Origin of the sequence: Algibacter sp. L4_22, assembly GCF_023473045.1 — a bacterium.
Taxonomy (GTDB): Bacteria; Bacteroidota; Bacteroidia; order Flavobacteriales; family Flavobacteriaceae; genus Algibacter.
In genome coordinates, this window is the sequence record NZ_JAMCOK010000002.1 from 712176 (window position 1) to 728386 (window position 16211).

The 16211-nt window shown below is 33.0% G+C and carries 11 protein-coding genes; 5 read left to right on the plus strand and 6 right to left on the minus strand.

Annotated features, from left to right (window positions below):
- The first annotated feature begins 318 nt into the window (after positions 1 to 318).
- A complete protein-coding gene (locus M4I23_RS07800) occupies positions 319 to 2532 on the plus strand; it encodes a beta-glucosidase (protein WP_249754017.1) in 2214 nt (737 codons plus the stop codon).
- Between the two features lie 485 nt (positions 2533 to 3017).
- Here M4I23_RS07800 and rpsA read toward each other — a convergent pair whose 3' ends face one another.
- Positions 3018 to 4850: a 30S ribosomal protein S1 gene (rpsA, locus tag M4I23_RS07805; protein WP_158849077.1), complete on the minus strand. Its 1833-nt coding sequence runs from the start codon at positions 4848 to 4850 to the stop codon at positions 3018 to 3020.
- Between the two features lie 324 nt (positions 4851 to 5174).
- Here rpsA and M4I23_RS07810 point away from each other — a divergent pair, with 324 nt between their 5' ends.
- The gene (locus M4I23_RS07810; protein WP_158849075.1) at positions 5175 to 5555 is read left to right on the plus strand and encodes a LysM peptidoglycan-binding domain-containing protein; all 381 of its coding nucleotides are present in this window, start codon (positions 5175 to 5177) and stop codon (positions 5553 to 5555) included.
- 125 nt (positions 5556 to 5680) lie between these two features.
- On the opposite strand, the gene cmk is transcribed toward M4I23_RS07810, so the two are convergent.
- The 4 genes from cmk to M4I23_RS07830 form a co-directional block, all read right to left on the minus strand.
- Positions 5681 to 6376: a (d)CMP kinase gene (cmk, locus tag M4I23_RS07815; protein WP_158849073.1), complete on the minus strand. Its 696-nt coding sequence runs from the start codon at positions 6374 to 6376 to the stop codon at positions 5681 to 5683.
- A 103-nt stretch (positions 6377 to 6479) separates the two neighbouring features.
- Positions 6480 to 7499 (minus strand): type IX secretion system protein PorQ, encoded by a 1020-nt coding sequence (gene porQ / locus M4I23_RS07820; protein ID WP_249754018.1) that lies wholly within the window; start codon positions 7497 to 7499, stop codon positions 6480 to 6482.
- 178 nt (positions 7500 to 7677) lie between these two features.
- Complete coding sequence (lon, locus tag M4I23_RS07825; RefSeq protein ID WP_249754019.1) at positions 7678 to 10128, minus strand: endopeptidase La; 2451 nt, start codon at positions 10126 to 10128, stop codon at positions 7678 to 7680.
- 161 nt (positions 10129 to 10289) lie between these two features.
- Positions 10290 to 10940 (minus strand): rhomboid family intramembrane serine protease, encoded by a 651-nt coding sequence (locus tag M4I23_RS07830; RefSeq protein WP_158849067.1) that lies wholly within the window; start codon positions 10938 to 10940, stop codon positions 10290 to 10292.
- Positions 10941 to 10996: 56 nt separating this feature from the next.
- Here M4I23_RS07830 and M4I23_RS07835 point away from each other — a divergent pair, with 56 nt between their 5' ends.
- Positions 10997 to 11887, plus strand: a complete 891-nt coding sequence (locus tag M4I23_RS07835) for a lysophospholipid acyltransferase family protein (protein WP_158849065.1) — start codon at positions 10997 to 10999, stop codon at positions 11885 to 11887.
- Between the two features lie 533 nt (positions 11888 to 12420).
- Here M4I23_RS07835 and glmM read toward each other — a convergent pair.
- Positions 12421 to 13809 (minus strand): phosphoglucosamine mutase, encoded by a 1389-nt coding sequence (gene glmM, locus M4I23_RS07840; RefSeq protein ID WP_249754020.1) that lies wholly within the window; start codon positions 13807 to 13809, stop codon positions 12421 to 12423.
- Between the two features lie 63 nt (positions 13810 to 13872).
- Between glmM and M4I23_RS07845 the strand changes: the two genes are divergently transcribed.
- A complete protein-coding gene (locus M4I23_RS07845; protein ID WP_249754021.1) occupies positions 13873 to 14472 on the plus strand; it encodes an ACP phosphodiesterase in 600 nt (199 codons plus the stop codon).
- The gene (gene ggt, locus M4I23_RS07850; RefSeq protein WP_249754022.1) at positions 14469 to 16169 is read left to right on the plus strand and encodes a gamma-glutamyltransferase; all 1701 of its coding nucleotides are present in this window, start codon (positions 14469 to 14471) and stop codon (positions 16167 to 16169) included. Before M4I23_RS07845 ends, ggt begins: the two co-directional genes overlap by 4 nt.
- Positions 16170 to 16211 lie beyond the last annotated feature (42 nt).

Here is a 16211-nt window from a genome sequence, read left to right on the forward strand (position 1 = left end):
AAGTATCAACTTTAAACTCTTTATTTTTTTCGTAATAAAATATAATTAATCACACTTCCCCTTGCATAAATATTTAATTTCGGCCTTCGAAAACAAATTATCTCAAGTAAAAAAAGGGTTATAATATTTAATAATAAAAATTAAAAAAACGGCCTTACCCATCGCTTTACCCTTACTATTAATGCATAATTCAACAAATGTTACAATAATTGCTCGATTCGTTTTAAGTTTCAATTTGGGTTTATAGTAATTTTATCCTGTGGAATTAATAGAACTTATAATTCCTTTGATAAACGAGTCTTTAAATTATAATCATTTATGAAAAATACAATTAAGCATAAATATGTTGTCGCGTTATTACTTTCAGTTATTACATGTAGCACCATGTTTTCGCAAAACAAATCATCTAAAAATTTTAGTATAGATGAAATAAACACAAAAGTTGACAGCATATTACCGTTACTTACTTTAGAAGAAAAAGTAGCAATGTGTCATGCACAATCAAAATTTAGTACACCTGGCGTTGATAGATTAGGTATTCCTGAAATATGGATGTCCGATGGTCCACACGGTGTTAGAGCAGAAATTAGTTGGGATTCATGGGATTATGCTGGATGGACTAACGATTCTATAACCGCTTTCCCTGCACTTACATGTTTGGCTGCTACGTTTAGACCAGAACTATCCGCTCAATATGGAATGAGTGTTGGAGAAGAAGCCCTTTACAGAGAAAAAGATGTACTATTAGGTCCTGGTGTAAATATTTACAGAACACCTCTAAACGGAAGAAACTTCGAGTATTTAGGAGAAGACCCATATTTGGCTTCAAAAATGGTAGTACCATATATAAAGGGCGTTCAGAAAAATGGTGTAGCCGCTTGTGTTAAACATTATGCACTAAACAATCAAGAACATTGGCGTAATATCATAAATGTTGAAGTTAGTGATAGAGCATTACATGAAATATATCTACCAGCCTTTAAAGCCTCTGTTCAAGAAGCAGGCGTATGGTCTATTATGGGTGCTTATAATAAAGTCAGAGGTCAATTTGCATGTCATAATGAATTGTTGCTAAACGATATATTGAAAAAAGATTGGGGCTTTGATGGTGTTGTAATAAGCGATTGGAGTGGCGCTCACTCCACAGAGGAATCTGCTCTTTATGGCTTAGATATGGAAATGGGAACTGGAACAGATGGCTTAGGAACATCTACAGCAAACCACTATGATCACTACTATTTAGCTTCACCTTTTCTTAAAGCTATTAAAAATGGAGACATGGATGAAGCTTTGGTTAACGATAAAGTTAGACGTATTTTAAGACTTATGTATCGAACTAACATGAACCCAAATAAAGCATTAGGAAAAATAAATAATAAAGAACATCATGATGTTGCTAGAAAAATTGCAACTGAAGGTATTGTGTTATTAAAAAATGAAAATAATTTCTTTCCTATTGAAGATAAAGAAGGATTAACAATCGCTGTGATAGGTGAAAACGCAACTCGCTCTATGACTGCTGGTGGTGGTTCTTCGGAATTAAAACCCAAATTTGAAATATCTCCGCTTGAAGGATTAAAACAACGCTACAAAAAAGCTAAAATAATCCATGCCATGGGATATCATACTGGTTCTTCGGTTTACGATAATATAATTCCTTCTAATTTAAATCAAGATTCATTGAGAATAGAAGCTATTGCAACCGCTAAAAAAGCAGATATTGTTTTATACGTTGGCGGATTAAACAAAAGCCACTTACAAGATTGCGAAGGTGATGATAGACAATCTTACGAGTTACCATATAATCAAGAAGAGCTAATTAACCAATTAAAAGCAGTTTCACCAAAATTAGGCATGTTGCTAGTTACTGGAAATGCAGTTGAAACACCTTGGTTATCTAAAGTTGATGGTTTATTGCAAACTTGGTATTTAGGTAGTATGGCTGGCCATGCTATTGCAGATGTTGTTAGTGGAGATGTAAATCCTTCTGGAAAATTACCCTTCTCTTTTCCTAAAAAATTAAAAGATAATGGCGCTCACTTTTACGGCGAAATATCTTATCCTGGAGATGGAACAAATCAATATTACAAAGAAGATATTTTAGTTGGCTACAGATGGCACGATACCAAAAAGATTGCCTCGCAATATGCATTTGGTTATGGCTTATCTTACACAAAATTTAGTCTATCAAATATTAAAGCGGACCAAAATAAGTATAATACAAAAGATAACATTACAGTCTCTTGCAGTATAAACAATACAGGTAATCTTGAAGGAGACGAAGTTGTACAGGTCTATATTGGTAAGAAAAACTCTAAAGTAAAAAGAGCTTTAAAAGAATTAAAAGGTTTTAATAAAGCATCGCTTACAAAAGGAGAATCTAAAAATGTAAGCATTAGTATTCCTGTAAGTTCTTTAGCTTATTATAACGAATCTATATCCGATTGGAGCATTGAAAAGGGCGACTATCTAATCTATGTTGGTAATGCATCCAATAATATTTCAAAAACAATAAAAATAAGTGTTCAATAAAAACTAACATTTTTATGTTCTAAGTAATCATAACAGACTACCAAAAGATACAATCCATTATTTAACCCAGAACAATAACTTTATTGTTCTGGGTTTTTAATTTTAGAAGATTTTGTTTATACTTTTTCTGATTATATCAATTCTTATTTTATAATACTATTTAGTTCCCGAAGTAGCTTTAGAATTAAGAGCGTTATCGTTATACTATTTAAAACATATCGTTTACTATAGGGCTTGCTTTCTATTGTAATTCACAACTAGTTGTTTAAATTTCGAAATCAAAAATCTTTAGTGAGTTACTAAAGGTTTTCTTCACAGTATAAAACTTAAAAAACGGTCAAAATAAGAACAATATATACCAAGCAATCTTCGGCTATTTAAACACCATTCAAAATCACTTATAATCACAAAAAAAGCTCCTCATTTCTGAGGAGCTTTAATTTTATAAATAGACTTCCGTTTACACGGAAACAGAAAATTAATAATTATATTTTTCCGTCCATTTTATCTTTAAGCGCTTGTAAAGCATCATTGGCATCACCTAAAGTAGGTTTTGACTCTGCTGCTTGAGATTCAGCTTTTCTTACTGCTTGCTTAACCATTTTAGCTTCTTCTGCTCTAAATACAGCAGTGTGAGATGCTACAACTCTTTTGAATTCTTTGTTGAATTCAATAATTTTAAAGTCTGCAGCTTCACCTTTCTTAAGCTTAGTTCCGTCTTCTTTCTCTAAGTGACGAGATGGTACAAATGCAACGATATCTTCGTTAAACTCGATAGTAGCTCCTTTATCAACAATCTCAGTGATTGCAGCGTTGTGAACTGTATCTAAAGCAAACTCAGTTTCGTATTTATCCCAAGGGTTAACAGTTGTTTGTTTGTGTCCTAAAGATAATTTACGACCTTCAACATCTAACTCTAATACAACTACATCTAATTTATCGCCAACAGCGCAGAATTCAGATGGATGTTTAATTTTCTTAGTCCAAGATAAATCAGAGATATAAATTAATCCGTCAATTCCTTCTTCTAATTCAACAAAAACACCAAAGTTTGTAAAGTTACGTACAATACCTGTATGCTTAGAAGCTAATGGGTATTTAGTAGTAATATCTGTCCATGGATCTGCAGATAATTGCTTGATACCAAGAGACATTTTACGATCTTCTCTATCTAAAGTTAAGATTACTGCTTCAACTTCATCTCCAACAGAAACGAAATCTTGAGCAGAACGTAAATGCGTAGACCAAGACATTTCAGAAACGTGAATTAAACCTTCAACACCATCTGCAACTTCGATAAATGCACCGTAATCTGCGATTACAACAACTTTACCTTTTACTTTATCACCAACTTTCACCTCTTCTGCAAGAGCTTCCCATGGATGTTTAGATAATTGTTTAAGACCTAATTGGATTCTAGATTTGTTTTCATCAAAGTCAAGAATTACAACATTTAATTTTTGATCTAATTCAACAATCTCATTTGGATGGTTGATTCTAGACCAAGATAAATCTGTAATGTGAACTAATCCGTCAACACCACCAAGATCGATGAATACACCGTAAGAAGTAATATTTTTAACAATACCTTCTAATACTTGACCTTTTTCTAATTGACCAATAATTTCTTTTTTCTGGATTTCAATATCAGCTTCAATTAAAGCTTTATGAGAAACAACAACGTTTTTAAATTCATGGTTGATTTTCACAACTTTGAATTCCATAGTTTTGTTTACATATTGATCGTAATCTCTAATTGGTTTAACATCAATTTGAGATCCTGGTAAGAATGCTTCAATTCCGAAAACATCTACAATCATACCACCTTTAGTTCTGCATTTTACAAAACCGTTAACGATTTCTCCAGTTTCGTGTGCTTTATTTACACGATCCCATGCTTGGATTACACGAGCTTTTCTGTGAGATAAGATTAATTGACCAGTTGCATCTTCACGCACATCAATTAATACTTCAACTTTATCACCTACAGATAAACCTGGGTTGTAACGAAATTCGTTTAAAGAAATAACACCTTCAGATTTTGCGTTAATATCAATAATAGCATCTCTATCAGAAATGTGTACTACTGTACCTTCAACAACCTCATCGTTTAATGTGTCAACGAAATTTTCAGCTACTAATTTTTCAAACTCTTCTAATTGCTGACTATCAACTTCATCAATTCCTTCTTCGTAATTGTGCCAGTTAAAATCTGCTAAGAATTTTTCAGGGTTTGCTTTTGCTTCAGATACAACTGGAGCTTCAACAGGGTTTGCGTCAGTTGCTTCAACTTCAGCTGGGTTTGCGTTTTCCGCCATTTAATTAAATTTAATAACGTGTTTTAAATACATACGCTTTCGCGGAAATAAAACAACATTATGTTTTTGTATTCTATATGTTTTGGAAGATTTAAGCGAGTAACACACAGAAGTGTTATTTTTATATAATTTTCATTCCTTTTATCTTTTCCAATAATTCGCTAAAAGGAGTGCAAAAATACATATTTTCAATCAATTAGCCTAATTTGTATAAACTATTTTAAACTACTGATTGCTAGTAAAATAATAAAATTGAAATAAAACTTTAAACTTGGCACCCGTTTTGCTATATTGAACCTGTAAACAAAATTAAAATCTACACTTATGACAATGAAAGCAAAGTACCAATCTGTATTAGATCTAGGCGAATCTTTAAACATCCAAAATGGTGATGTTAAAGAAGAAAACGGACAATTAAAAGTTACAGGAACAGCAAATACTCCATACGAGAAAAACCTAATTTGGGATAAAATTAAAGAAATTGGTGGAGACAACCCAACAGACATTATGGCTGATATTAAAGTGGCTGACGAAACTGTTTTTCATAGACATACTGTAAAAAGCGGTGAGACTCTAGGAAAAATAGCAATTCAATACTATGGTAAAGCTGCTAAATATCAAGATATTTTTAAGGCAAACTCTGATATCTTAAAAAATCCAGATGTAATTCACCCAGACCAAGAATTAATTATTCCTAATTTATAAGGAGTAGAACATATTTATAAAAAAACGAACGTCTATTTATTTAGGCGTTCGTTTTTTTATGTTTTATTTTGAAGTTAAATAATTAAATGTTGTTTACTTTTTACTGAATACTGCCAACTGAAATACTATTCACAATCCTCAATTGTCATTTTGGCAAGACGTAAAATTTTATCGAATTGTTCATCTAATGTCATGTCTGAATTATCTATTTCAATAGCATCATCGGCTTTAACTAAAGGCGAATCTTCTCGAGTAGAATCTATAAAGTCACGTTCTTGAACGTTTTTCAATACATCTTCATATAAAACGTTATCTCCACGCTCAATAAGTTCATCGAACCGGCGAATGGCTCTTTTTTCCGCGGAAGCGATCATGTACAATTTAAGCTCAGCATCTTTAAAAACAACGGTCCCGATATCTCTGCCATCCATAACAACACCTTTATCCTGCCCCATTTTTTGTTGTTGTTCAACAAGTTTTTGTCTAACCTCCGAAATGGCAGCCACTTTACTAACAAAGCTAGAAACCTCTAGCGTTCTAATAGCTCTTTCTATATTTTCGTTATTTAAATACACTTCGGCAAAGCCTAAATTTTCATTAAATTTAAAAGTGATATTAATATTATCTAGCTGATAAATTAAAGCTTCAATATTAAAATCTTCCTTAGAAATTAATCCATTTTGCATGGCATAATAAGTCACCGCACGATACATGGCGCCAGAATCGACATACACGTAACCAAAATATTTAGCAAGTTGTTTTGCTACGGTACTTTTTCCGGTTGAAGAAAACCCGTCGATGGCTATAGTAATTTTATTCATGTCTTTTTAAATTGAAAAGTGACTATTTTGAAAGTTCAAAAATACTTAAAGAATTATAAAGTATAAAACTAAACAGTTTAAATTAAGTTTGAAAACTTAACGATTACCGTAAATCTATTTGTAATCCAAAAAAATTAGCATTTGCAGCACTCGTATATTTTGAATGTGTATAACTAAAGCGCATTTTATTCATTTTAATTGAAATACCTGCGGAAACACCAGAAAAATTACGCTGATCTACAATTCGGAGTTCCTCGCCTCTTCTAAAATTATAACCTAAACGAATATTAAAACCGCTTTCAGGAAAAAGTTCGGCACCTAAAATTGTATGCCTAATAACTTGACCTATAAATCCAATTTCCTCAGAAGAGCTATCTCCACTTAAATCACTAGTTTCACGCGCAGGATTGGGTCTAGCAATAGGCCATTCTTGTAAATTTTCAAAAGTAACATGCCAACGTATTGGTACATGTTCTAACCTTTGAGATAATCCTAAACTTACCTCGAAAGGCAATGACTCATTTAAACCAGCATACGTTGTAATTTGCCCTCCTAAATTTCGGACAACCAAAGCCGCATTAAAATCTAAATCTTCATTAATATAAATTAATCCTAAATCCACAGCCGCACCAAAGGAACTGTATTGTTCTAATTTTGAAGTAATTAATTTTAGGTTTGCACCGAAATAAAAATCTGAATACCCTACTTGAGTAGCATAACCTAAGGATAAAGCTGTTTCGCTTCCGCTAAAAGTTCCTGTAGAGTTTCCATCTTCATCATAACCATCAAAATCACCATAATTAACATAAGTTATACCGGCATGAATGGTTTGTGTCCGTCTATCAAGAGTATAAGCATAGGCGGCTGTACCGTAACCTATCCCTCCTAAATAACTCACATAGTTTAAGGCTAATTGATTATCCATTTCTACATTTATGGTAGCCGGATTGTACAGAGCTTGAGTAACATCATAATCCACATTTGTTAATACTTTGCCCCCTAAAGCGGCTTGTCGTGGAGATGATACTAAATTTAAAAATTGATACGTAGATTCTCCACCTACTTGCGCAGACGCAAATAAGCCAAAAGAAAAACAAAAAAACGTAGCAATATTTTTAAACATATTTCAGGCTGCAAAGAAAATAAATCTATCTTAAAACGAAGACATGTATCTTTTATTTTAATTAAAAAAGAATCAATAGTAGTTTTAACCTAGGTTTTTCGATGAAAAGAACATTCTTTAATATGAAATCAAAAAAAAAGCCTCGACTTAGTCGAGGCTTTCTTAAATTAATCAAAATCTATAATACTTTAGCATTTTTCACCTTTTCATCAGTAATTGCATATTTAATAACATCACTCATTTCTGTAACATAATGAAACGTTAACCCTTTTAAATATTCAGGTTTAATCTCTTCTATATCACGACGATTTTCTTCGCACAACAAGATTTCTTTAATCCTAGCGCGTTTTGCTGCTAAAATTTTCTCTTTAATTCCACCAACTGGTAAAACTTTTCCACGTAATGTAATCTCTCCTGTCATCGCTAAACTTTTCTTTACTTTTTTCTGAGTAAATAAAGATACTAGTGAGGTTAACATGGTTACACCTGCACTTGGCCCATCTTTTGGAGTAGCACCTTCTGGCACGTGAATATGCACATTATATTTATCGAATACGGCTGGATCTATACCAAACTCATCGGCATAAGATTTTATATATTCCATGGCAATGGTAGACGATTCCTTCATCACCTTACCAAGGTTTCCTGTAATCGTCATCACTCCTTTTCCTTTAGAAATAATAGACTCTATAAACAGAATATCACCACCAACGCTCGTCCATGCTAAACCTGTAACAACACCAGCTACGTTATTATTTTCGTATTTATCGCGCTCCATTTTTGGACCACCCAATACTTCAATAATATCTTCGTTAGAAACTTTTACATTATAATCTTCTTCCATGGCTATATTTTTGGCTGCATAACGCACCATTTTTGCCACTTGCTTATCTAAACCACGCACACCAGATTCTCGAGTATATCCTTCAACAATTTTTTCTAATTGCGGTTTGCCTATTTTTAAGTTATCGGAAGTTAATCCGTGCTCTTTTAACTGCTTTGGAAGTAAATGACGTTTACCAATTTCAACCTTTTCCTCAATGGTATAACCCGTTACATTTATAATTTCCATACGGTCACGCAAAGCTGGCTGTATAGTATTTAAACTGTTGGAGGTTGCTATAAACATCACTTTAGATAGGTCGTAACCCATTTCTAAGAAGTTATCATGAAACTCACTGTTTTGCTCAGGATCTAAAACTTCAAGCATAGCTGAAGATGGATCGCCTTGGTGTGAATTTGCTAACTTATCAATTTCATCTAAAACAAAAACAGGATTCGATGTTCCCGCTTTTTTCAAGCTCTGAATAATACGCCCTGGCATAGCACCAATATAAGTTTTACGGTGTCCACGAATTTCAGCTTCATCTCTTAAACCACCTAATGAAATTCTAACATATTCACGTCCTAAAGCTTCTGCAATAGATTTTCCTAAAGATGTTTTACCAACTCCTGGAGGTCCGTACAAACATAAAATAGGCGATTTCATATCGTTACGAAGTTTTAAAACTGCTAAATATTCTATAATACGGCGCTTTACATCTTCTAAACCAAAATGATCGCGGTCTAGAATTTTCATAGCACGTTTTAAATCGAACTTATCTTTACTAAACTTATTCCATGGTAAATCTAAAAACAACTCTAAATAGTTACGCTGTATAGAATACTCTGCAACTTGCGGGTTCATGCGTTGCATTTTTGCAACTTCTTTTTCAAAGTGCTTAGCAACTGTTTTATCCCAAAGCTTAGATTTCGCCTTGATTTTCATTTCTTCGATTTCCTCATCATGACTTACACCACCCAATTCTTCTTGAATAGTTTTCATTTGTTGATGAAGAAAATATTCACGTTGTTGCTGACTCATATCCATTTGAACTTTAGACTGAATATCATTCTTAAGTTCTAATTTTTGAAACTCAACATTCATGAATTTCAAGGTTGCTAAGGCACGCGATTTAAGATCGTCCATTTCTAAAAGCGACTGTTTTTCGATCACTGAAAGATTCATATTAGACGATACAAAGTTTATTAAAAACGAATTGCTTTCTATATTTTTTATAGCGAAAGATGCCTCGCTTGGTATGTTCGGGCTTTCTTTTATAATTTCTAGAGCTAACTCTTTTATTGATTCTATAATAGCCGAAAACTCTTTGTTTTTAATGGCTGGTTTAGCTTCAGAAATATCTCTAATGGTAGCAGTCATATACGGTTCTTCCGTAAGCACTTCTGCTACTTTAAAACGTTTTTTACCCTGAATAATAACTGTTACATTACCATCAGGCATTTTTAAAACACGTAAAATACGTGCTACCGTTCCTGTTTCGTGAATTTCACTAGCCGACGGGTTTTCTACAGATTCATCCTTTTGAGCGACAACACCAATAACTTTTCCGCCTTTGTTTGCATCATTTATCAATTTTATCGATTTATCTCGTCCTGCAGTAATTGGAATTACTACACCAGGAAACAATACCGTATTTCGTAATGAAAGAATTGGCAATGTTTCTGGCAATTCTTCATTATTTATAGCTTCTTCATCTTCAGGCGTCATTAACGGAATTAATTCTGAGTTTTCATCAAATTCCTGTAATGACAAACTGTCAAGAGTTGTAAATTTTGATTTTTTCATATATATTTTTGGGTCAATCTGTCATTAAAACACATTGAACTTTAAGGTTAACAATTTACATAAAATATTAAGTAACTAAAAATCAATTAATTAAAACTAATTCATTATACTTAATACTGCTATAAATTCAATAGCTATGCCAATAATGGTTTTAACAATTATTAGATTTTTCCTGTTTTTTTCATAACAAATAATAAAACAATAGGAAAAGCCAATAAACCAATCATTAACGGATTTGTTTGAAACAGCGTTGGTACCAATAATAAAGTTATTACATAACCACCTATAGCTCCTCCAAAATGGGCATCGTGTCCAATATTACCAACTCTATTTTTCATACCATAAATAGAATACAATAAATAACCAATACCAAAAAGATAAGCTGGAATTGGAATTGGTATAAAAAACAGATACAAGCTCATATCTGGTCTAAACAATATGGCTGAATAGATAATACCACTTACTGCTCCACTGGCACCAACAGCACTATAATGATATTCATTTTTATGAAAATAAAGAGACAATAAATTCCCAACCAGAAGGCTACCTATGTAAACCGCTAAAAACCCTACGACACCTAAAGAACCGACAACACTTCCTGCAAAAAAATAAAACGATACCATATTAAACAGCAAGTGTTGCATATCTACATGCAAAAAGCCTGCACTAAAAAACCTAATTTTCTCGCCACGCTGTATACCTCCAACATTAAATTTATATTTTTCAAAAAAGGCGTAATCATTAAAACCTTTGTAAGATATAATCACGTTTGCTGCTATAATAACAATAGTTATTAAATCTAATTTTCCCATGCGGTCTAATTATTTAAAATTGAATTAACATATATTTGCAAATCTAAAATTATTTCATGCAATTATTAGCCTATATTATTCTTTATCCATTTTTATGGTTAATTTCTATATTGCCTTTTAAATTACTCTATGTCGTTTCCGATGGCGTATACGTACTAATCTACTATATTATAGGCTATCGTAAAAAAGTAGTTGCCAGCAACTTAAGACTCGCTTTTCCGGATAAATCAGACCGCGAACTTGCTGTAATTCAAAAAAAATTCTATCATCATTTATGTGATATGATTTTAGAAGCTATTAAATCTATTACCATTTCGGAAGCTGAAATTAAAAAACGCTATGTTTTCACTAATTTGGAAGAAATATATAAACTTGAAAAAGAAAATAAAAGTATAATACTTCTTATGGGGCATTATGCCAGCTGGGAATGGATTTTTATTTTGCAAGCCCATGTAAACCATAAAGGATACGCTGTTTACAAGCAACTAAGCAATAAATACTTTGATGCTTTAGTAAAACGAATTCGTGCCAAATATAACAGCCATTTAATAACTACAAAAGAAACTGTACCAACACTTTTAAGAGCTAAGTTAAATAAAGAATTAACACTTAATGGCTTTGTTTTCGACCAGTCTCCAAAAGCAAACAAAGCTATACATTGGCAAAACTTTATGGGTGTAAAAGCTCCTGTACATGTTGGAGCCGAAGTACTTGCTAAACGTTTAGATATGGCAACCCTATTTCTAAAAGTAAAAAAAGTAAAACGTGGCTATTATGAAGCGACGTTTATGGATATTATAAAAAACACCAAAGATTTAAAAGATTTTGTTATTATTGATGCTGCATTAAAACGTGTTGAAGAACAAATTTACGAAGCACCCGAATATTATTTATGGACACATAAACGTTGGAAACACAAGGACAAAGTTCCTAAAGAGTTTTTGTAAAGAAAAATCTACTATTTTTTTTTCGATACTTCTCGCAAAGAATACATAAAATCTTAAAAAAACCTTCTTATTTATTAAATACAAAAAAAACGAGTTAGATATCTAACTCGTTTTTTTTATGCTTTTCTTTCGTTTTTCTTCTCGGAACTTTTTCCTTAAAAATTTATCATGTGCTCTTAATGTAGCGTCATCAATAATACCAGAAACTTCCAATTTATAACCAAGACCTTTTAGTTTTTCCTGATAGGAAATTAATTTAAGCTTAGCACGTTATTTTTCTATAATTAGTTCTTCTTCACTCTTACCACTATTATCGCAATCAGCATTAGCTATTAATTTTCCACCAAACTTATCACAGTCTACTATTTTCCATTCAAATATTTTATCATACTCGAAACACTTCAGAAAACATTTCCCCGGTAAAGCTTCATTTAAAGGGAATTTGTATGGTTTTTGAGCGCTTAAAAATTAAAACTAAGTACTAATAAAATAATGCTTAAACTTTTTGTCAGACAAGCAATTTAGTAAAAAGTTTACAATTTAGCAATAGCACCTATTTCTTCAATAAATTTATCGGCTAAAGTATCAGCTTCAATTTGAGATTTTGCTTCTGTATAAATTCTAATTATAGGTTCTGTATTACTTTTACGTAAATGTGCCCAACTTTCTGCAAAGTCAATTTTAACACCATCTATTGTGGTTAACTGTTCATTTTGGTAACGTGTTTCAATTTCTTTTAAAATGCCATCAACATCTAAACCCGGTGTTAATTGAATTTTCTTTTTACTCATAAAGTAGTCTGGATATGTTGCTCTAAGAGCACTTACAGGTACTCGCCTTTCGGCTAATAAACTTAAAAATAACGCCACACCAACAAGTGCATCACGACCGTAATGCGATTTTGGGTAAATAATACCACCGTTACCTTCACCACCAATAACTACGTTATTCTTTTTCATCAAATTAACAACATTCACTTCACCTACTGCACTCGCTTCGTAAGTACCACCATATTTTTCGGTAACATCGCGTAATGCTCGAGTAGAACTCATGTTACTCACGGTATTCCCTGGTGTTTTACTTAGCACATAATCGGCACAAGCTACAAGCGTATACTCTTCACCAAACATATCACCGTTTTCGTCCATAAAGGCTAAACGATCTACATCTGGATCTACTACAATTCCAAAATCGGCGTTATGTTTTTTAACCTCTTCAGATAAATCCGTTAAATGTTCTTTTAAAGGTTCCGGGTTATGCGGAAACTCTCCATTTGGCTCACAGTAAAGCTTAACAACTTCAACTCCTAAACGTTCTAAAAGCAAAGGAATAGCAATACCTCCAGTAGAATTAACACCATCTACAACAACTTTAAATTTTTCTTCTTCAATTGCTTTTACTGTAACTAAATCTAAATCTAGCACTTCAATAATATGCAAATCGATATAAGCCTTATTTTTTGTAATTTTCCCTAAATCATCAACCTCAGCAAAGTTCATCGTATCACTTTCTGCTATATTCAATATTTTCGCACCTTCAATAGCGTCTAAAAACTCACCTTTTTCATTCAATAATTTTAAGGCATTCCATTGTTTTGGATTATGGCTTGCTGTCAAAATAATACCACCATCGGCATGCTCTAAAGTTACTGCTACTTCAACGGTTGGTGTTGTAGAAAGACCTAAATCTACTACATCTATCCCCAAACCAATAAGTGTATTCATTACTAGGTTTTGCATCATTTTACCCGAAATACGAGCATCACGACCAACAACTACTTTATAATTTTCTTTTACACGGTTTTCCTTGAGCCAAACGCCATAAGCCGATGCAAATTTAACAGCATCTATAGGTGTTAAATTATCACCTACTTGTCCGCCAATGGTCCCTCGGATTCCAGAAATTGATTTTATTAGTGTCATAGTTTTGTTTAATTTTAAAGGACAAATATAGTATTTCAAATTCGTAATTCGTAAATTTCCCCAATGAACTATTTAGCACATATTTATCTTTCAGGGGATAACGACTTAGTAACCGTCGGAAATTTTATTGCCGATGGTATTAAAGGAAAAGATTATAAAAAATTCCCAAAAGACATCCAAGTCGGTATTTTGTTACACCGAAATATTGATACTTATACAGATGCTCACAAAACGGTTAGGCTAAGTACAAAGCGACTTCATGAAAATTACGGACATTATTCGGGAGTGATTGTTGATATACTTTACGACCATTTTTTAGCTAAAAATTGGAGTAAATATTCCGATACTCCTTTAGGTGGATATGTAGATACTTTTTATGATTCTTTAGAAGAACATTATAATGTACTTCCCGCGAGAATCCAAAAAATGATGCCTTACATGATGAGTGATAACTGGTTGTTAAACTATGCGTCTATCGAAGGAATTTCAAAAGTTTTGGATGGAATGAACCGGCGCACAAAAAACAGATCGGGAATGGATAAAGCCGTGCATGAACTTGAAGTTTTTTACAAAGAATTTGAAGCTGAATTTTCTTCCTTTTTTGATGAACTCATTGCTTTTTCAAAAGAAAAATTAAACGAACTTAACGAAACCATTTTATGAGAAATTTAATATATACAGCACTTCTCCTTTTATTTTTTGTTTCCTGTAAAAAAACAGTTGAAACTCCTAAAGCAGAAAAGCAAACTGGTTTAATTACTCAAAAAGCTATGGTAGTTTCGGCCCGAGTTGAAGCTTCTAAAATAGGAAATGATATTCTTAAAAAAGGAGGAAACGCCTTTGATGCTATGGCTGCTACGGAACTTGCTTTAGCCGTTGCGTATCCATATGCCGGTAATCTTGGTGGTGGTGGTTTTATGGTATACAGAAAGGCAAACGGAGAAACAGGAGCTATTGATTATCGGGAGAAAGCCCCCATGGCAGCTACAAAAAACATGTATTTAGATGAAGGAGGAAATGTGATTCCGGATAAAAGTACACTAGGCGCCTTGGCAGTTGGAGTACCAGGAACAGTAGCCGGAGTGTTTGAAGTTCATAAAAAATTAGGTTCTTTACCTATTGAAGATATTTTAAACCCTGTAATTGCATTAGCAAAGAAAGGTGTTTTGGTTACCGAAAAGCAAGAAAAACGTATTGAACATTACCAGCCTTTATTTAAAAAAGCAAATAAAGATTCTATTCTTTTTGATAAAGCTTGGAAGGCAAACGACACCATTAAATACCCGGATTTAGCTGAAACTCTAGAACGTATTTTAGAACATGGAAAAGATGGGTTTTATAAAGGCGAAACGGCTAAAACATTAGCGAAATTTATTCAAGATAATGGAGGTGTAATTACTGAAGAAGATTTAGCAAACTATGAAGCTAAATGGCGTACACCTATTAGTTTTTCTTATGATGATTTAAAAATTATTTCAATGTCACCACCATCGAGTGGAGGCGTTTGCTTAGCACAAATAATGAAAATGATAGAACCTTTTCATCTTGAAGAATACGGACACAATTCTGAAAAAACTATTCAAGTAATTACAGAAGCTGAACGTCGCGCTTATGCCGATAGAAGTTTTTATTTAGGTGATCCTGATTTTGTTAAGATCCCAGTTGAAACATTAATTAATGCAGCTTATTTGGGAGGAAGAATGAATGATTTTTCGTTTGAAAAAGCAACGTCTTCCAAAGATGTTTCTCATGGAAATATTGCTATTATTGAAAGTGATGAAACCACGCACTACTCTATTATAGATCAATTCGGAAACGCCATTTCTGCAACCACAACATTAAATGGTGCTTATGGTTCTAAATTGTATTGTTCGGAACTAGGGTTTTTCTTAAACAACGAAATGGACGATTTTAGTAGCAAACCAGGAGAACCTAATATGTTCGGACTTATTGGAGCCGAAGCAAATAGCATTGTACCCCAAAAACGTATGTTAAGTTCTATGACACCAACAATTGTTGAGAAAAACGGCGAGTTATTTATGTCTGTTGGTACACCAGGAGGCGCTACCATAATCACATCGGTTTTACAAACTATTTTAAATGTTCACGAATTCAATATGACCATGCAAGAAGCAGTAAACGCGCCACGCTTTCACCACCAATGGTTGCCAGATGAAATTAGCATGGAACCGAATTCTTTCGATAAAACTATAATTGAAAACCTTGAAAAATTAGGGTATTCTATTAATGAAAAAGATTCTCCTGTAATAGGAAAAGTAGATGGAATTCTTGTTTTAAATGATAAAACGTTGGAAGGAGGCGCAGATTATCGTGGAGATGATACCGCGGTTGGGTTTTAACAAAAGACATCATTAGAATATTAACTTTTTTCACAAATAAAT